We start from the raw sequence: 18937 nt of genomic DNA on the forward strand, positions 1-18937 counted from the left end.
GTTTGCCGCTGGCCGCAAGAAAGTCGCGAACCAGAGCTTCCCCTCTGTGTCGAACGGTCTAGGCTGAGAAATCTCCATCCGCATTCGTCAACTTGCCCGAGGACGTCGCATGTCTCAGGAACCACTCGCTCGTGACGCAGAGGTGGCCGCTTTTCGCACCGCTGTGCTGGATAAATTGACCTACGCGGTCGGTAAGGACCCGGAGCATGCCTTCGATCACGACTGGTTCGAAGCCATTGCCCTGGCTGCCCGCGATCACATGGTCGACCACTGGATGGACCATACCCGGCAGATCTACCGCAAGAGCCAGAAGCGGGTGTATTACCTGTCGCTGGAGTTCCTGATCGGCCGTCTGCTGTACGACAGCCTGAGCAATCTCGGCCTGCTCGATGTTGCCCGTGAAGCGCTGGACGGGCTTAACGTCGACCTTGAGCGCATTCGCCTGCTGGAGCCCGATGCGGCGCTGGGTAACGGCGGCCTGGGGCGTCTGGCGGCGTGTTTCATGGAGAGCATGTCGACCCTTGGCATCGCCGCCCACGGTTACGGCATTCGTTACGAGCACGGCCTGTTCCGCCAGGCGGTAGTGGATGGCTGGCAGCAGGAGCAGACCGAGAACTGGCTGGATTTCGGCAACCCCTGGGAGTTCGAGCGGGCCGAGGTGATCTACCCGATCAGCTTTGGTGGCAGTGTCGAGACCGTGCACGATGCCAGTGGCCAGCAGCGCCAGGTGTGGTGGCCGGCCGAGACGGTGCGTGCGGTGGCCTATGACACGCCGGTGGTCGGCTGGCGCGGTGCCAGCGTCAACACCTTGCGCCTGTGGCGGGCGCGGGCATTGGAAGAACTACACCTGGAGCGCTTCAATGCCGGCGATCACCTTGGCGCTGTCGCCGAAGTGGCGCGCGCCGAAAGTATCTCGCGGGTGCTGTACCCGGCCGACAGTACCGAGGCCGGCCAGGAGCTGCGCCTGCGGCAGGAGTACTTCTTTGTTTCCGCCTCGCTGCAGGACCTGCTGCGCCGGCACCTGAACATGCATGACAGCCTGCTCAACCTGCCGCAGCAGGCGGCGATCCAGCTCAACGACACCCACCCCTCGATCGCGGTCGCCGAGCTGATGCGCCTGCTGGTCGACCAGCACGAAGTGCCCTGGGACACCGCCTGGCAGCTGACCGTCGAGACCCTGGCCTACACCAACCATACTTTGCTGCCCGAAGCCCTGGAAACCTGGCCGGTGGGTTTGATGGAGCGCATGCTGCCGCGGCACATGCAGATCATCTACCTGATCAATGCCTTTCATATCGACGCCTTGCGCGCCAAGGGCATCCACGACTTCGACGTGCTGCGCGCGGTGTCGCTGATCGAGGAAGACAACGGCCGCCGGGTGCGCATGGGCAACCTGGCGTTCCTCGGTTCGCACAGCGTCAACGGTGTGTCGGCGCTGCACACAAAGCTGATGCGCAGCACGGTGTTCGCCGAACTGCACAAGCTCTACCCCGAGCGAATCAACAACAAGACCAACGGCATCACCTTCCGTCGTTGGCTGTTCCAGGCCAACCCGCAACTGACCGGCATGCTGGTCGAGGCCCTCGGCGCCGACCTGCTCGATGACCCGCAGGGGCGCCTGCGCGACCTTGAGCCGTTTGCCGACAAGGCGTCGTTCTGCAAGCAGTTCGCCGCCCAGCGCCTGCACAGCAAAAAGGCCCTGGCCAGCCTGGTCCAGGAGCGCCTGGGCATTACCCTCAACCCCGAGGCGATGTTCGATGTGCAGGTCAAGCGCATCCATGAGTACAAACGCCAGTTGCTCAACCTGCTGCACACCGTGGCCCTGTACCAGGCCATCCGCGCCGAACCTGGCAGCGGCTGGGCGCCGCGGGTGAAGATCTTCGCCGGCAAGGCCGCCGCCAGCTATCACCAGGCCAAGCTGATCATCAAACTGAGCAACGACATCGCCAAGGTGGTCAACAACGACCCGACCGTGCGCGGCTTGCTCAAGGTGGTGTTTTTGCCCAACTACAACGTCAGCCTGGCCGAGAGCATCATTCCGGCGGCCGATCTGTCCGAGCAGATTTCCACCGCCGGCTACGAGGCGTCGGGCACCAGCAACATGAAATTCGGCCTCAATGGCGCGCTGACCATCGGCACCCTGGATGGCGCCAATGTCGAAATGTGCGAGCAGGTCGGTGCCGAGAACATGTTCATCTTCGGCCTGACCTCCCAGCAGGTGGAGGCGCGCAAGCGCAGCGGCGACTTTGGCGCCAGTGCCGCGATCGGTGCCTCCCATCGGCTCAACGACGTGCTCCAGGCCATTCGTGGCGGGGTGTTTTCACCGGATGACCCGGCCCGCTATGTCGGTTTGGTCGACTCGCTGGTGGCTTATGACCGCTTCCTGGTGTGCGCCGATTTCGATGCCTACTGGGAAGCGCAATTGCGCGTCGAAGCGCTCTGGCGCGAGCCCAGGCAGTGGTGGCGCATGGCAGTGCTCAACAGCGCGCGCATGGGCTGGTTCTCTTCGGACCGGACCATCCGCGAGTACGCAACCGATATCTGGAAAGCCCTTGACTAAGCTGCAAAGGCCGGCCCGGGAGCGCTGAACTCTCGGGCCGATGTGCCGTCTGATCGGCCAAGCGTGTCTGATTGCTCGCTAGCGCTTCACTCTCCCTGTAAACTGCGTGGGTTTTTATTACCCCCTTCCTTCGGAGCCTTACATGTCCCGCGTTACCCTGAGTCGCTATTTGATTGAGCAGACCCGCAGCAACAGTACCCCTGCCGATCTGCGCTTCCTGATCGAAGTGGTGGCGCGTGCGTGCAAGGAAATCAGCCACAACGTCTCCAAAGGCGCGCTGGGCGGTGTCCTGGGCAGCATGGGCACCGAGAACGTGCAGGGCGAAGTCCAGAAGAAACTCGACGTGATCTCCAACGACATCCTCCTCGAAGCCAACGAGTGGGGCGGTCACCTGGCCGGCATGGCTTCCGAAGAGATGGACAACGCCTACCAGATCCCGGGCAAATACCCGAAAGGCGCCTACCTGCTGGTCTTCGACCCGCTGGACGGTTCGTCGAACATCGACGTCAACGTCTCGGTCGGTACCATCTTCTCGGTACTGCGCTGCCCGAACGAATACCTGAGCCAGAACGAGAGCCTCAACGAGCAGGCCTTCCTGCAGCCAGGCACCAAGCAGGTTGCCGCCGGTTACGCGATCTACGGCCCGCAAACCATGCTGATCCTGACCCTGGGCAACGGCGTCAAGGGCTTCACCCTGGACCGCGAACTGGGCAGTTTCGTACTGACCCACGAGAACATCCAGGTGCCGGAAACCACCGCCGAATTCGCTATCAACATGTCCAACCAGCGCCACTGGGAAGAGCCGGTGACCCGCTACGTGGGCGAGCTGCTGGCCGGTGAAACCGGTCCGCTGAAAAAGAACTACAACATGCGCTGGATCGCCTCGATGGTTGCCGATGTGCACCGCATCCTGACCCGTGGCGGCCTGTTCATGTACCCGCGCGATGCCCGCGAACCGTCCAAGCCGGGCAAGCTGCGTCTGATGTACGAAGCCAACCCGATGTCCTTCATCATCGAGCAGGCCGGCGGTGCTTCCACCGACGGTCGCCAGCGCATCCTCGACATCCAGCCAGAGAGCCTGCACCAGCGCGTGGCAGTGTTCCTCGGCTCCAAGCAGGAAGTCGAGCGCGTTACCGGTTATCACAAGGAGTAAATCATGCTCGCACCTTGGCAGCCTTTGCTGGAGTGGTGGTTTGGCTGGGGCACCAGCCCCCAGGATGTGGCTGACGAGAAGAGCACCTTGTGGTTCGGCAAGCACCACGACGACGAAGCGCGTGAGCGCTTCGGCGAGCTGGTCGAGCAAGCGCTGGCCGGCGGCCTCGATGAGTGGCTGCAAAGCCCGCAGGGCTGGCTTGGCCTGGTGTTGCTGCTCGACCAGTTGCCGCGCATGATCCACCGCGACACGCCGCGCGCCTTCGATGGCGACCGACGTGCCCAGGTGCTGGTGATGCAGGGGCTGGACAAGGCCTGGGATTACCAGTTGCTGCCGATCCAGCGGGTGTTCATCCTGTTGGTGCTGGAGCATGCCGAGGTACTGGACTGGCAGAACATCAGCGTCGAGCGTTACCAGTTGCTGCTCGATGCCCAGCCGGATGCCGATCGGCGCTTGTTCGAAGGGTTCCTTGACTACGCCGAGCAGCACCAGCGGGTGATTGCCCGCTTTGGCCGCTTCCCGCATCGCAATCTGTTGCTGAATCGGCCGAGCACCGACGAAGAGATGGATTTTCTGCTGGAGCCGGGCTCAAGGTTTTGAGTTGAGCTCAATCGCGGGGCAAGTCGAGTCGTCGCCCCGCGATCAGCTTCACATCAGATCCTGAAACTCCCCACCAATTGCTTCAAACGATTGGCCTGATTCTCCAGGTCATTGCAGGCGCGCAAGGTTGCCTGCAGGTTCTCTACCCCTTCCTGATTCAGCGTATTGATTTCGGTGATATCGACATTGATCGACTCGACCACGGCCGTCTGCTCTTCGGTGGCGGTGGCTACCGACTGGTTCATTCCGTCGATCTCGCCGATACGCAAGGTTACGCTGCCCAGCCGCTCGCCGGCCTGGTTGGCGATGCCGACGCTGTGCTGGCTGTGGCTCTGGCTTTCGGTCATGGTGCTGACCGCCACCTGGGCGCCGGCCTGCAGCTCTTCGATGATGCGCTGAACCTGCTGCGCCGAATCCTGGGTGCGGTGGGCGAGGTTGCGGACCTCGTCGGCCACCACGGCAAAGCCGCGTCCGGCCTCGCCGGCACGGGCTGCTTCGATGGCGGCGTTGAGCGCCAGCAGGTTGGTCTGCTGGGAAATGCCGCTGATCACCTCGAGAATCTGGCCGATGTTCACCGTGTTGGCATTGAGCGTCTCGATGTTGCCGCACGAGTCGCTGATTTTCGCCGACAGTTGGTTCATCACTTCGATGGTCTGCTCGACCACCTGCTGGCCCTGCGCCGCCAGGTTGCGCGCGTCGCTGGAGTGCTGCGAGGCGAGGGCGGCGTTCTGGGCGATTTCCTGGGCGGCGGCGCCAAGCTGGTTGATCGCCGCAGCGACGCTGCTGGTGCGGCTCGACTGCTGGTCGGCATTGTGGATCGAGGCGTTCGAGGCACTGATCACGCGCAGCGCCACTTCGTTGACCTGGCCGGTGGCCGAGGCCACTTCGCGGATCGACTCGTGAATACGTTCTACAAAGCGGTTGAACGATTGGCCGAGGCTGCCGAATTCGTCCTGGCCATGAATGCGCAGGCGCCGGGTCAGGTCGCCTTCGCCTTCGGCGATGTCGTGCATGGCCCGGCCCATCACGTGCAACGGCTCCATCAGCACGCGAATCAGCACGCCGAGCAGGGCGATGATGATCAGCACGGCGATCACCGTGGCCACCACTGCAGAGGTGCGCAGTTCGCTGAGCATGGCAAAGGCGAAATCCTGGTCGAGCTCCAGCGCCACGTACCAGTCCGCCGACGCCACGCCGTTGACCTTGGTGAAGGTGATGAACTGCTTGTGGCCGTTGAGCTCGGCTTCTTTCAGGCCGCTACCGACCTGCGGGGGGGCTTGCGGGTAGGCGTCGCTGAGGTTCTTCAGCACCAGGTCGGCTTTCGGGTGGACGAGGATCTTGCCCGCGCCGTTGACGATGAAGGCCTGGCCGTGGCCGTCGAAGTTCAGCGCATTGATGATCGCGCTGATGCTGTCCAGGTCGGTGTCGACGCCGTTGACGCCGATCAGCCGGCCCTGGTGCTGCACCGGGGTGGCCAGGGTGATCACCAGCTTGTTGGCCGAAGCGGAAATGTACGGCTCGGTAATGATGGTCTGGCCGGCGCTGGTGGCGGCCTTGTACCAGCCGCGCACCCGCGGGTCGTAGTCGGCGGCGCGATTGCCCAGCGGCACCGACTGCATGTAGCCGTCCTGGCCACCGAAGTAGGTCAGCAAAAAATTGCTGCCGTACACCGGCAAGCTCAGGCTGCGGGTCAGGCTGTCCTTGCTGGCGCCATCGATGGCGACTTGCTGGGACAGCGACTGCAGCAGCTGCATGCGGCTTTGCAGCCAGGTCTGGATATTGCTGCTGGTCAGGCTGCCGAGCTCCTGCATCGAGGCTTCGGTGTTGCTGCGCAGGGTCTGGCGCTGGCGGTAATCGTTGAACAGGATGAAACAGGTGAAGGCGACAGCGACCACCAGGGCGGCGGCGAGCAGAATCTTGTGGCTGAACTTCAGGTTTTTTGTCATTGCGAGGTCTGTCTGCACAAGGCGGGTCAACGGGTGGGGCGCGGCAATCGGTCGCAGCGCCTTCCTGTGTCGTCCGTTATGGGCAAAAGATTAATCGCAGAACTCACCAGTCGACCAATGGCGGGGCTTTGACGCCAACAAAACCTGGGCGCTCGGGAACCGGATGAGCTTTTTCCCTTCTAAGCTGTCGGTAGGCCACCGCGCCTGCACCCTCATGTCCAGGAGTGACCCTTCATGTCGTTGCGTTCCCTCGCCCTGCTGTCCTTGTGCGTGTTCCTCACTGCGTGCAACAAGATCAACCAGGAAAACTATTCACAGCTCAAGTCCGGGATGGCCAAGGCCGAGGTCGAAAAACTGCTCGGCGCGCCGACCGATTGCTCGGGCGCCCTGGGCATGTCCAGCTGCACCTGGGGCGACGAGAAGACCTTTATCAGTGTCCAGTACGCCGGTGACAAAGTGCTGATGTATTCCGGGCAGGGCCTCAAATGAAGCGGTTGCATCTGCTGCTGGCGCTGTGCGCCGGGTTGATCCTCGGCGGCTGTGCCAGCACCGGCGCAGGCTCGCTGGAGCCCAAGACTGCCGGCAGCGTCGACCTCAAGCGCTACCAGGGCAAGTGGTATGAACTGGCGCGGCTGCCGATGTTCTTCCAGCGCGACTGCGCCCAGTCCGAGGCTCATTACAACCTCAAGCCGGACGGTAATGTCGGGGTGCTCAACCGCTGCCAGACCCTGCAAGGTGAATGGCAGGAGGCCAGCGGCACGGCCACTGCGCAGGTGCCAGGCAAGACCGACAAGCTCTGGGTGGAGTTCGACAACTGGTTCTCGACCTTGCTGCCTGGGGTCGCCAAGGGCAACTACTGGATCCTTTACGTCGACGACAAGTACCAGACTGCGCTGGTCGGCAATCCGGATCGCAAGTACCTGTGGATACTTTCGCGCACCCCGACCATTCCGGCGTTGCAGCGCGAAAGCCTGCTGGCCAAGGCGCGCCAGCAGGGCTACGACACCCAGCGGCTGATCTGGCGGGTGACGGACAAGGACATGGCGGCGCACAAGCCTTGATACCCAAATCGCTGGCAAGCCAACTCCGTCAGTGTAGGAGCGGGCTTGCCCCGCGATGGCGTAATCAGCCCAACAGGCTGCGCAGCACCCCGGCAAATTCCCGTGCGCTGTCTTCTTCCTGGGCATGGCGACCCTGGCGCACGACCCACTGGCCGTTGACCATCACATCGCGCACCTGACGGTCACCGCCGGCAAACAGCCAGCGGTTGAGAATGCCGTCTTCACTGGCTGTCGCCAGGTACGGGTCGTTGCCATCGAGCACCAGCCAGTCCGCGCGCTTGCCCACCGCCAGTTCGCCAATCGGCTGGCCCATGGCCTGGGCGCCGCCACTCAGGGCGGCGTCGTACAGGGTGCGCCCGACCATTGGCTGATCGCCGCGGTACAGGCGGTTACGGCGCTGGTCACGCAAACGCTGGCCATATTCCAGCCAGCGCAATTCCTCTACCACGCTCAATGACACATGGCTGTCCGAACCAATCCCCAGGCGCCCGCCGCGGGCCAGGTAATCCACGGCCGGGAAGATGCCGTCGCCCAGGTTCGCCTCGGTGGTCAGGCACAAGCCGGCGATCGCGCCGCTGCGGGCCATCAACTCGACTTCGTCGGGCTCGGCATGGGTGGCATGCACCAGGCACCAGCGCTGATCCACCTCGGTGTTCTCGTAGAGCCACTGCAACGGCCGGCGCCCGCTCCAGGCCAGGCAGTCGTCGACTTCTTTCTGTTGCTCGGCGATATGGATGTGCACCGGACAGGCCTTGTCGCTGGCAGCCATGACCTCGGCGATCTGCTCCGGAGTCACCGCGCGCAACGAATGGAAACACAGGCCCAAGGCCTGCGCCGGCTGTTCGACGAGCAGCGGCGCCAGACGCGCCTGCAGGTTCAGGTACTGTTCGGTGCTGTTGATAAAGCGCCGCTGGCCTTCGTTCGGTGCTTGCCCGCCAAAGCCGGAGTGGCTGTACAGCACCGGCAACAGGGTCAGGCCGATGCCGCTGGCGCGCGCCGCAGCGCTGATGCGCAGCGACAGCTCCGCGGGGTCGGCGTAGGCCTGGCCCTGGGTGTCGTGGTGAACGTAGTGGAATTCGGCGACCGAGGTGTAGCCGGCCTTGAGCATCTCGATGTACAGCTGGCGGGCAATGACCTGCAGCTGCTCAGGGCTGATCTTGCCGACCAGGCGATACATCAGCTCGCGCCAGGTCCAGAAGCTGTCATTGGGGTTGCCGGCCACTTCCGCAAGCCCGGCCATGGCGCGCTGGAAGGCGTGCGAGTGCAGGTTGGGCATGCCCGGCAGCAGCGGGCCGGCCAGGTGCTCGGCGCCTTCGGCCGAGGCGTTGGCCTCGATGCGGGTCAGCAGGCCGTCGGCGCCGACCTCGATTCGGACGTTTTCGGCCCAGCCTGTAGGCAGCAAAGCACGTTCGGCAAAGAAGACGGACATCGGCACGGCACCTCATTGTGATTATTTGTATATACATATACAGACGTTTGCCTGCTGGGTAAACTCCGGCAAGCTACCGTTCATTCAACCGAACAAGGATATCTTCCGTGCCGACACCTCCTGTCTCCGCGCTGGTTGCCCAGATGGGCGAGGGTCCGGCGCCGCTGTACGCCCGGGTCAAACAGATGATCGCCCAGCAGATCCAGAATGGCAGCTGGCCGCCGCATCACCGGGTGCCGTCCGAGAGCGAACTGGTCAACCAGTTGGGCTTCAGCCGCATGACCATCAACCGCGCCTTGCGCGAGCTCACTGCCGAAGGCTTGCTGGTGCGCATGCAGGGCGTCGGCACCTTTGTGGCCGAGCCCAAGAGCCGTTCGGCGCTGTTCGAGGTCAACAACATTGCCGACGAGATCGCCGCCCGTGGCCACGAGCACAGCTGCCAGGTGATCATCCTCGCCGAAGAGGCCGCCGGTTCCGAGCGCGCCCTGGCCCTGGACATGCGTGAAGGCCAGCGGGTGTTCCACTCGCTGATCGTGCATTACGAGAACGGCGTCGCCGTGCAGATCGAAGACCGCTTCGTTAATGCTGCGGTAGCGCCCGAATACCTCCAGCAGGACTTCACCCGGCAAACGCCCTACGCCTACCTGTCCCAGGTCGCACCCTTGACCGAGGGCGAACACGTGGTCGAGGCGATTCTTGCCGACCCGGATGAATGCCGCCTGCTGCAAATCGAACCGGGCGAGCCGTGCCTGCTGATCCGCCGCCGCACCTGGTCGGGGCGTCAGCCAGTGACTGCCGCTCGTCTGATTCATCCCGGATCCCGTCATCGCTTGGAAGGACGCTTCAGCAAATGAGCCAGTTGCAGGTATTACGCGCCAAAGACTACCCCCGCATGCCATGGAAGAACGGCGGCGGCAGCACCGAAGAGATTGCCCGCGATGCCGGCGTCGGCCTGGACGGCTTCGGCTGGCGCCTGTCGATTGCCGATATCAGCGAGTCCGGTGGTTTTTCCAGCTTTGCCGGGTATCAGCGGATCATCACCGTGCTCGAGGGCGAGGGCATGCGCCTGCAGGTCGATGGCCAGCCGACGCGGCCGTTGCTGCCGTTCGACGCCTTTGCCTTCAGCGGCCAGAGCCAGGTCAGTTGCACGCTGCTCGGTGGTGCAATTCGCGATTTCAACCTGATCTATTCTCCCGAGCGCTACAACGCCCGCCTGCAGTGGCTCGATGGCAGCCAGCGGCTGTTCAGTTCGGCCACGACCGTGCTGCTGTTTGCCGTGGCTTCCCAGGTCGAGGTGACACTGGACAGCGGTGTGCAGCTGCTCGGGCGCTATGACTGCTTGCACCTGGAGGCGAGTCAGGGCCTGCAGACCTTGAACATTCAGGGGCGCTGCTGCCTGATCGAGCTCAGCCCGCGCTGAGTGTGTTACGCCTCGGCCGTTCAGCGCGGCCGAGGCTGTTACCGATTGACCCAAAGTGGTGCAACGCCACTGATCCCCTTGGTTCGACCGCTCATCTCCTGGAAAAAATTTTAATTCGCCACAGCCCGCGCATCGCGGGGCTCTAGCACCTGCGTTGGCGCCGGGGAAAGCGCTCTGGTCAGGAGTTGGCACTTCAATTGCCTATGCTTGTACATACAAGTAAAGATGTGTTTGTATAAGTGCCATGACCCACCCAATGCCTGGGTTGCTCTGGACCGATCGCTTAGGAGCCATTTCCGTGACTGACAACAACTTCAAGAAATTCCGTGACGTCGAAATCCGCGCAGCGCGCGGCAACAAGCTGACCGCCAAAAGCTGGCTGACTGAAGCACCGTTGCGCATGCTGATGAACAACCTTGACCCGGAAGTCGCCGAGAACCCGAAAGAGCTGGTGGTGTATGGCGGTATTGGCCGTGCCGCGCGTAACTGGGAGTGCTACGACAAGATCGTCGAGAGCCTGACCAACCTGAACGACGACGAAACCCTGCTGGTGCAGTCGGGCAAGCCGGTCGGCGTGTTCAAGACCCACAGCAACGCCCCGCGCGTACTGATCGCCAACTCCAACCTGGTACCGCACTGGGCCAACTGGGAACACTTCAACGAACTGGACGCCAAGGGCCTGGCCATGTACGGCCAGATGACCGCCGGCAGCTGGATCTACATCGGCAGCCAGGGCATCGTCCAGGGCACCTACGAAACCTTCGTCGAAGCCGGCCGCCAGCACTACAACGGCAGCCTCAAAGGCAAGTGGGTACTGACCGCGGGCCTGGGCGGCATGGGCGGCGCCCAGCCACTGGCGGCGACCCTGGCCGGCGCCTGCTCGCTGAACATCGAATGCCAGCAGAGCCGCATCGACTTCCGCCTGAGCAGCCGTTATGTCGACGAGCAAGCCAAGGACCTGGACGACGCCCTGGCGCGCATCGCCAAATACACCGCCGAAGGCAAGGCCATCTCCATTGCCCTGCTGGGCAACGCCGCCGAAATCCTGCCTGAACTGATCAAGCGTGGCGTGCGCCCGGACATGGTCACCGACCAGACCAGCGCCCACGACCCGCTCAACGGCTACCTGCCAGCCGGCTGGACCTGGGAGCAATACCGCGACCGTGCGCAGACCGAACCGGCTGCGGTGGTCAAGGCCGCCAAGCAATCGATGGCTGTCCACGTTCAAGCCATGCTCGAGTTCCAGAAGCAGGGCGTGCCGACTTTCGACTACGGTAACAACATCCGTCAAATGGCCAAGGAAGAGGGCGTTGCCAATGCCTTCGACTTCCCGGGCTTCGTACCGGCCTACATTCGTCCGCTGTTCTGCCGTGGTATCGGTCCGTTCCGCTGGGCGGCGCTGTCGGGTAATGCCGAAGACATCTACAAGACCGACGCCAAGGTCAAGGAACTGATCCCGGACGACGACCACCTGCACAACTGGCTGGACATGGCCCGCGAGCGCATCAGCTTCCAGGGCCTGCCGGCGCGTATCTGCTGGGTTGGTCTGGGCCAGCGCGCCAAGCTGGGCCTGGCGTTCAACGAAATGGTCCGCCGCGGCGAGTTGTCGGCGCCGATCGTTATCGGCCGCGACCACCTGGACTCCGGCTCGGTATCCAGCCCCAACCGTGAAACCGAATCGATGCAGGATGGTTCCGACGCCGTCTCCGACTGGCCGCTGCTCAACGCCCTGCTCAACACCGCCAGCGGTGCGACCTGGGTATCCCTGCACCACGGTGGTGGCGTAGGCATGGGCTTCTCCCAGCACTCGGGCATGGTCATCGTCTGCGACGGTACCGACGAAGCTGCCGAGCGGATCGCCCGGGTACTGACCAACGACCCGGCTACCGGTGTCATGCGTCACGCCGATGCCGGTTATCAGATCGCCATCGACTGCGCCAAGGAACAAGGCTTGAACCTGCCGATGATCACGCGCTGATCTGCGCTAAATGGTTGATACTGATATCTATGCAGGCGCCTACGCCTCACGAGTACGGAGCATTAACGTGACTGAATTGACCCTGAAGCCTGGCACCCTGACCCTGGCTCAGCTGCGTGCGATCTACCAGCAGCCGGTAAAACTCAAGCTGGATTCCAGCGCTGACCAGCAGATCGACGCCAGCGTCGCCTGCGTCGAGCAGATTCTCGCGGAGAACCGCACCGCCTACGGCATCAACACCGGTTTCGGCTTGCTGGCCTCGACCCGTATCGCCAGCCACGACCTGGAAAACCTCCAGCGTTCGCTGGTGCTGTCCCACGCCGCCGGCGTCGGCCAACCGATCGACGACGCCCTGGTGCGCCTGATCATGGTGCTCAAGGTCAACAGCCTGAGCCGTGGTTTTTCCGGCATCCGCCGCAAGGTGATCAACGCCCTGATCGCGCTGATCAACGCCGAAGTCTATCCGCACATCCCGCTCAAGGGTTCGGTCGGCGCGTCCGGCGACCTCGCCCCGCTGGCGCACATGTCGCTGGTACTGCTGGGTGAAGGCAAGGCGCGCCACAACGGTCAATGGCTGTCGGCCACCGAGGCCCTGGCGGTTGCTGGCCTTGAGCCGCTGACCCTGGCGGCCAAAGAAGGCCTGGCACTGCTCAATGGCACTCAGGCATCCACCGCCTTTGCCCTGCGCGGCCTGTTCGAAGGTGAAGACCTGTTCGCCGCGGCCATGTCGGTCGGTGGCCTGACCGTCGAAGCCGTGCTCGGTTCGCGTTCGCCGTTCGATGCGCGCATCCACGAAGCCCGTGGCCAGCGCGGCCAGATCGATGCAGCCGCGTGCTACCGCGACCTGCTGGGTGATGGCAGCGAAGTTTCCGCCTCCCACGAGAACTGCGGCAAGGTCCAGGACCCGTACTCGCTGCGTTGCCAGCCACAGGTCATGGGCGCCTGCCTGACCCAGTTCCGCCAGGCCGCCGAAGTGCTGGTGATCGAAGCCAACGCCGTGTCCGACAACCCGCTGGTGTTCGCTGCCGAAGGTGACGTGATCTCCGGTGGTAACTTCCACGCGGAGCCGGTGGCCATGGCTGCCGACAACATGGCCCTGGCCATTGCCGAAATCGGTTCGCTGAGCGAGCGCCGCATCTCGCTGATGATGGACAAACACATGTCCCAGCTGCCGCCGTTCCTGGTTGCCAATGGCGGGGTTAACTCCGGCTTCATGATCGCCCAGGTTACCGCCGCGGCCCTGGCCAGCGAGAACAAGGCCCTGGCGCACCCGCACAGTGTCGACAGCCTGCCAACGTCTGCCAACCAGGAAGACCACGTGTCGATGGCCCCGGCTGCCGGCAAGCGCCTGTGGGAAATGAGCGACAACGTGCGCGGTATCCTTGCCATCGAATGGCTGGCTGCCTGCCAGGGCCTGGACCTGCGCGAAGGCCTGAAGACCTCGCCGAAGCTGGAACAGGCGCGTCAAACCCTGCGCAGCAAGGTTGCCTACTACGACAAAGACCGCTTCTTCGCCCCGGACATCGAGGCGGCCATCGCCCTGCTGGCCGAAGGGCGCCTGACCGGCCTGCTGCCGGCCAAGGTCCTGCCTAGCCTGTAATTGCTCCCGGGGCCCTTCGCGGGGCAAGCCCGCTCCCACTTCGGGGGCGGGCTTGCCCCGGGATTGGCGCGCCCGTTCATTCTCACGACCAGAACAAGAATAAGGACGTGACATGCAAGAAGCTCAAGGACTCAAGCGCGGGCTGACCGCGCGACACATTCGTTTCATGGCGCTGGGCTCGGCGATCGGTACCGGGCTGTTCTACGGCTCCGCCTCGGCCATCCAGATGGCCGGCCCTGCAGTGCTGCTGGCCTACCTGATCGGTGGTGCAGCGGTCTTCATGGTCATGCGCGCGCTGGGTGAAATGGCCGTGCACAACCCGGTGTCCGGTTCCTTCGGCCACTACGCCAGTACCTACCTGGGACCGATGTCGGGGTTTATCCTCGGCTGGACCTATGCCTTTGAAATGATCATCGTCTGCCTCGCCGACGTCACCGCCTTCGGCATCTATATGGGCTTCTGGTTTCCGGAAGTGGCGCGCTGGATCTGGGTGCTGGGCATCGTCTTCCTGATCGGCGGCCTGAACCTGTGCAACGTCAAGGTGTTCGGCGAGATGGAATTCTGGCTGTCGCTGCTCAAGGTCGGCGCCATCGTCGCGATGATCCTCGCCGGTTTCGGCATCATGGCCTTCGGCCTGAGCAATGCCGCTGCCGATAACGCCGTGGGCATCAGCAACCTGTTCGAGCATGGCGGCTTCATGCCCAACGGCATTGGTGGCCTGATCGCCTCGTTTGCCGTGGTGATGTTTGCCTTTGGCGGTATCGAAATCATCGGCATCACCGCCGGTGAAGCCAAGGACCCGCAGCGCGTTATCCCCAAGGCAATCAACGCCGTGCCGATGCGCATCCTGCTGTTCTATGTGCTGACGTTGTTCGTGTTGATGTGCCTGTACCCATGGCCGCAAATCGGCAGCCAGGGCAGCCCGTTCGTGCAGATCTTCAGTAACCTGGGGATTGGCTCGGCGGCGACCGTGCTGAACATCGTGGTGATTTCCGCCGCGGTCTCGGCGATCAACAGCGACATTTTCGGCGCCGGGCGCATGATGTACGGCCTGGCCCAGCAAGGTCAGGCGCCCAAAGGCTTTGCCAAGATCTCCCGGCATGGCGTGCCATGGATGACCGTGCTGGTCATGGGCGCAGCGTTGCTCGGCGGTGTGGTGCTCAACTACCTGATCCCGGAAAACGTGTTCCTGCTGATTGCCTCGATCGCCACCTTCGCGACCGTCTGGGTGTGGCTGATGATCCTGGTAACCCAGGTTGCCATGCGCCGCAGCATGAGCCGTGAAGAAGTTGCCCAGCTGAAATTCCCGGTACCGTTCTGGCCTTATGGCCCGGCGGCAGCGATTGCCTTCATGCTGTTCGTCTTTGGCGTACTCGGGTACTTCCCTGATACTCAAGCCGCGCTGCTGGTCGGCGTGGTCTGGGTATTGTTCCTGGTGGTGGCCTACAAGCTCTGGTGCAAGCCGCAGGTGGTTGCCGCCGAGCAGCCGCTGGTGCAGGAACCTTCTCAACTCTGATCAAGGAGACTCTGGATGAAAACCCTCTGGCAGCATTGCCATGTGGCAAGCATGGCGCAAGGTACTTACTCGATCATCGAGGATGCGGCGATCGTCACCAGCGCCGGCCATATCGAATGGATCGGGCCGCGCCAGCAGCTGCCGGCCCTGGTCGCTGACAGAACCGTGGACCTGGGCGGCGCCTGGGTCACTCCGGGGTTGATCGACTGCCACACCCACGCGGTGTTTGGCGGCAACCGCAGCGGCGAGTTCGAGCAGCGCCTGCAAGGCGTCAGCTATGCCGAGATCGCCGCCCAGGGCGGCGGCATCGCCAGTACCGTGCGGGCGACCCGCGCGGCCAGCGAAGACGAGCTGTTCGCCAGTGCCCGCCAGCGCGTGCAGGCGCTGATGCATGATGGCGTCACCACCCTGGAGATCAAGTCCGGCTACGGCCTGGACCTGGCCAGCGAGCGCAAGCTGCTCAAGGTTATCCGCCGCCTTGGCGAGGAGCTGCCGCTCACCGTGCGCAGCACCTGCCTGGCAGCCCACGCCTTGCCACCGGAATACAAGGATCGGGCTGACGACTACATCAGCCATATCTGCGACGAAATGCTCCCGGCCCTGGCGGCCGAGGGTTTGGTGGATGCAGTGGATGCCTTCTGCGAGTACCTGGCGTTCTCGCCGGCCCAGGTCGAGCGGGTGTTCATCAAGGCTCGCGAACTGGGCCTGCCGGTCAAGCTGCATGCCGAGCAACTGTCGTCGCTGGCAGGCTCGAGCCTGGCGGCGCGTTACCAGGCGCTGTCGGCCGATCACCTGGAATTCATGACCGAAGACGACGCCATCGCCATGGCTGCGGCCGGGACCGTAGCGGTACTGCTGCCCGGTGCGTTCTACTTCCTGCGCGAAACCCAGTTGCCACCGATGGATGCGCTGCGCAAGCATGGGGTGAAAATTGCCATTGCCAGCGACCTCAACCCCGGCACTTCGCCGGCGCTGTCGCTGCGGCTGATGCTGAACATGGCCTGTACCTTGTTCCGCATGACCCCGGAAGAAGCCCTGGCCGGTGTCACCCTGCATGCGGCAACCGCTTTGGGCCTGGGCGACAGCCACGGTTCGCTGGAAGTGGGCAAGGTTGCCGACTTTGTCGCCTGGCAGATCGAGCGACCGGCCGACCTGGCCTACTGGCTCGGCGGCGACCTGCCCAAGCGGGTGGTGCGCCTGGGCGATGAAATTTCCAATTGAGAGAGGGCGTATGGACAAGGTACTGAAATTTCACCAGGGCACGCTGCCGCTGCTGATCAGCATGCCCCACGCCGGTTTGAAGCTGACCCCGGCGGTGCAGAACGGCCTGGTCAAGCAGGCGCAAAGCTTGCCGGACACCGACTGGCACATTCCGCAGCTATATGAGTTTGCCCAAGGCCTGGGCGTGAGCGTGGTCGCCGCCGAGTACTCGCGTTTCGTCATCGACCTGAACCGCCCGGACGACGACAAGCCGCTGTACGTTGGCGCCACCACCGGCCTGTACCCGGCCACGCTGTTTGAGGGCGAGCCGTTGTTCAAGGACGGCCAGGCGCCCTCGGCGCAGGAGCGGGCGGGGTACCTGGAAGCCATCTGGCGGCCCTACCACGACACCATTCGCAGCGAGCTGGCGCGCCTGCGCGAGCAGTTCGGCTATGCCTTGCTGTGGGATGCCCACTCGATTCGTTCACACATCCCGCACCTGTTCGACGGCAAGCTGCCGGACTTCAACCTCGGCACCTTCAATGGCGCCAGTTGTGATCCGCAACTGGCCGAACGGCTGCAAGGTGTTTGTGCAAAATTTGAGCAGTACAGTCACGTGCTCAATGGCCGCTTCAAGGGTGGGCATATCACCCGCCACTATGGCGACCCGGCCAACAACATTCATGCAGTGCAGCTGGAGCTGGCGCAGAGCACCTACATGGAAGAGGTCGAGCCGTTCAAGTACCGCGAGGACCTGGCGGCGCCGACCCAGGTGGTGTTGAAGCAGTTGCTCCAGACCTTGCTGGCGTGGGGCAAGGAGCGCTATTCACGCTGATTGCGCGGCGCCTGCATCGCGGGGCAAGCCCGTTCCCACAGTTCTCGTTGGAGCAGGCTTGCCCCGCGATGAGGCCCCAAAGCCATCACAGGTACATGCTCAAAGCGCAATTCAGGTTTATGATGCCCAACGGCAGAATAATTCCCACACGGAGTGCGTAATGCAGACCTTGTACCCGCAGATCAAACCCTACGCCCGGCACGATCTGGCCGTGGAAGCACCGCATGTGCTGTATGTCGATGAAAGCGGTTCGCCGGAAGGTCTGCCGGTGGTGTTCATCCATGGTGGTCCGGGTGCCGGCTGCGATGCCCAGAGCCGCTGCTACTTCGACCCCAATCTGTACCGCATCATCACCTTCGACCAGCGCGGCTGCGGCCGTTCGACCCCGCATGCCAGCCTGGAAAACAACACCACCTGGCACCTGGTCGAAGACCTGGAGCGCATCCGCAAGCACCTGGGGATCGACAAGTGGGTGCTGTTCGGCGGCTCGTGGGGCTCGACCCTGGCCCTGGCCTACGCCCAGACCCACCCCGAGCGCGTGCATGGGCTGATTTTGCGTGGCATCTTCCTGTGCCGCCCGCAAGAGATCGAATGGTTCTACCAGGCCGGCGCCAGCCGCCTGTTCCCCGATTACTGGCAGGACTACATCGCGCCGATCCCGGCCGAAGAGCGCGGCGACCTGGTCAAGGCTTTCCACAAGCGCCTCACCGGCAACGACCAGATCGCCCAGATGCACGCAGCCAAGGCCTGGTCGACCTGGGAAGGACGCACCGCGACCCTGCGGCCCAACCCGCTGGTGGTTGATCGCTTCTCCGAGCCACAGCGCGCGCTGTCGATCGCCCGCATCGAGTGCCACTACTTCACCAACAATGCCTTCCTTGAACCGGACCAGCTGATCCGCGACATGCCGAAGATCGCCCACCTGCCGGCGGTGATCGTGCATGGCCGCTACGACGTGATCTGCCCGCTGGACAACGCTTGGGAGCTGCACCAGGCCTGGCCGAACAGTGAGCTTAAGGTGATTCGCGACGCTGGCCACGCGGCCTCGGAGCCCGGCATCACCGACGCCCTGGTGCGCGCCGCCGACCAGATGGCCCGGCGCCTGCTTGACCTGCCCCTGGAAGAAGCATGAAGGGCTTGCTGCAACGCGTGCGTGGCGCGCGGGTGGATGTCGAGGGCAAAACCGTTGGCGCGATCGACCAGGGCCTGCTGGTGCTGGTCGCGGTCGAGCCCGGCGATACCCGCGGCCATGCCGACAAGCTGCTGCACAAGCTGCTCAACTACCGGGTGTTCAGCGACCCACAGGGCAAGATGAACCTGTCGCTCAAGGATATCGGCGGCGGCCTGCTGCTGGTGTCGCAGTTCACCCTGGCCGCCGATACCCAGAGCGGCCTGCGCCCGAGCTTTTCGACGGCTGCGCCGCCAGCGCTAGGGGCCGAGCTTTTCGACTATTTGCTGGCCCAGGCGCAGGCGCAACATGCAACGGTTGCCAGTGGTCAGTTCGGTGCTGACATGCAAGTGCACCTGGTCAATGATGGCCCCGTAACATTTATGTTACAAATCTGATGGCAAAAAACCCCTGTTTGCGGGAAAACAAGGGGTTTTGTAGCATAAATAGTTTGATCAGCCTGATGCGTTG

General features: G+C 63.4%; 16 protein-coding genes and 1 pseudogene. 14 read left to right on the forward strand and 3 right to left on the reverse strand.

What is annotated here, in order from left to right:
* Positions 1-109: 109 nt before the first annotated feature.
* The 3 genes from LOY37_RS01710 (at position 110) to LOY37_RS01720 (ending at position 4313) form a co-directional block, all read left to right on the forward strand.
* Positions 110-2560 (forward strand): glycogen/starch/alpha-glucan phosphorylase, encoded by a 2451-nt coding sequence (locus tag LOY37_RS01710; RefSeq protein WP_045193899.1) that lies wholly within the window; start codon positions 110-112, stop codon positions 2558-2560.
* Positions 2561-2702: 142 nt separating this feature from the next.
* Positions 2703-3713 (forward strand): class 1 fructose-bisphosphatase, encoded by a 1011-nt coding sequence (locus LOY37_RS01715; protein WP_045193898.1) that lies wholly within the window; start codon positions 2703-2705, stop codon positions 3711-3713.
* A gap of 3 nt (positions 3714-3716) precedes the next feature.
* Complete coding sequence (locus tag LOY37_RS01720; protein ID WP_045193897.1) at positions 3717-4313, forward strand: DUF924 family protein; 597 nt, start codon at positions 3717-3719, stop codon at positions 4311-4313.
* A gap of 53 nt (positions 4314-4366) precedes the next feature.
* On the opposite strand, the gene LOY37_RS27435 is transcribed toward LOY37_RS01720, so the two are convergent.
* Positions 4367-5197 (reverse strand): methyl-accepting chemotaxis protein, encoded by an 831-nt coding sequence (locus LOY37_RS27435; RefSeq protein ID WP_408980717.1) that lies wholly within the window; start codon positions 5195-5197, stop codon positions 4367-4369.
* A 24-nt stretch (positions 5198-5221) separates the two neighbouring features.
* Positions 5222-6259: pseudogene (locus tag LOY37_RS27440) on the reverse strand (cache domain-containing protein); the annotation flags it as partial.
* 234 nt (positions 6260-6493) lie between these two features.
* Between LOY37_RS27440 and LOY37_RS01730 the strand changes: the two are divergent.
* Together LOY37_RS01730 and LOY37_RS01735 are read left to right on the forward strand one after the other, a co-directional pair.
* On the forward strand, positions 6494-6748 hold the full coding sequence (locus LOY37_RS01730) for an outer membrane protein assembly factor BamE (protein WP_010222308.1): 255 nt from the start codon (positions 6494-6496) through the stop codon (positions 6746-6748).
* The gene (locus LOY37_RS01735) at positions 6745-7320 is read left to right on the forward strand and encodes a lipocalin family protein (protein ID WP_045193896.1); all 576 of its coding nucleotides are present in this window, start codon (positions 6745-6747) and stop codon (positions 7318-7320) included. The genes LOY37_RS01730 and LOY37_RS01735 overlap by 4 nt, the downstream gene beginning before the upstream one ends.
* A 64-nt stretch (positions 7321-7384) precedes the next feature.
* Here the strand turns inward: LOY37_RS01735 and LOY37_RS01740 are convergent, their stop codons facing one another.
* A complete protein-coding gene (locus tag LOY37_RS01740) occupies positions 7385-8749 on the reverse strand; it encodes a formimidoylglutamate deiminase (protein WP_258716197.1) in 1365 nt (454 codons plus the stop codon).
* A 143-nt stretch (positions 8750-8892) separates the two neighbouring features.
* Between LOY37_RS01740 and hutC the strand changes: the two genes are divergently transcribed.
* From hutC to dtd, 9 genes are all read left to right on the forward strand, one after another.
* On the forward strand, positions 8893-9603 hold the full coding sequence (hutC, locus tag LOY37_RS01745) for a histidine utilization repressor (protein ID WP_184959372.1): 711 nt from the start codon (positions 8893-8895) through the stop codon (positions 9601-9603).
* Entirely contained in the window at positions 9600-10169 is a 570-nt protein-coding gene (locus tag LOY37_RS01750; RefSeq protein WP_093377014.1) for a HutD family protein, read from the forward strand. Before hutC ends, LOY37_RS01750 begins: the two co-directional genes overlap by 4 nt.
* 298 nt (positions 10170-10467) lie before the next feature.
* Positions 10468-12147 carry a urocanate hydratase gene (hutU, locus tag LOY37_RS01755; RefSeq protein WP_045193892.1) on the forward strand — a complete coding sequence of 560 codons (1680 nt, stop codon included), beginning with the start codon at positions 10468-10470 and terminating at the stop codon, positions 12145-12147.
* A gap of 67 nt (positions 12148-12214) precedes the next feature.
* Positions 12215-13747, forward strand: a complete 1533-nt coding sequence (gene hutH, locus LOY37_RS01760; RefSeq protein ID WP_045193891.1) for a histidine ammonia-lyase — start codon at positions 12215-12217, stop codon at positions 13745-13747.
* Between the two features lie 112 nt (positions 13748-13859).
* Positions 13860-15263 carry an amino acid permease gene (locus tag LOY37_RS01765; protein ID WP_093377005.1) on the forward strand — a complete coding sequence of 468 codons (1404 nt, stop codon included), beginning with the start codon at positions 13860-13862 and terminating at the stop codon, positions 15261-15263.
* A gap of 15 nt (positions 15264-15278) precedes the next feature.
* A complete protein-coding gene (hutI, locus tag LOY37_RS01770) occupies positions 15279-16484 on the forward strand; it encodes an imidazolonepropionase (protein ID WP_213602679.1) in 1206 nt (401 codons plus the stop codon).
* Positions 16485-16494: 10 nt separating this feature from the next.
* Positions 16495-17298 (forward strand): N-formylglutamate deformylase, encoded by an 804-nt coding sequence (gene hutG, locus LOY37_RS01775; RefSeq protein ID WP_258716198.1) that lies wholly within the window; start codon positions 16495-16497, stop codon positions 17296-17298.
* A gap of 160 nt (positions 17299-17458) precedes the next feature.
* Positions 17459-18430: a prolyl aminopeptidase gene (gene pip, locus LOY37_RS01780; protein WP_045193887.1), complete on the forward strand. Its 972-nt coding sequence runs from the start codon at positions 17459-17461 to the stop codon at positions 18428-18430.
* Positions 18427-18864 carry a D-aminoacyl-tRNA deacylase gene (dtd, locus tag LOY37_RS01785; RefSeq protein WP_045193886.1) on the forward strand — a complete coding sequence of 146 codons (438 nt, stop codon included), beginning with the start codon at positions 18427-18429 and terminating at the stop codon, positions 18862-18864. The genes pip and dtd overlap by 4 nt, the downstream gene beginning before the upstream one ends.
* Positions 18865-18937 lie beyond the last annotated feature (73 nt).

This window comes from Pseudomonas sp. B21-012, from assembly GCF_024749305.1.
In the GTDB taxonomy this organism is placed as follows: Bacteria; Pseudomonadota; Gammaproteobacteria; order Pseudomonadales; family Pseudomonadaceae; genus Aquipseudomonas.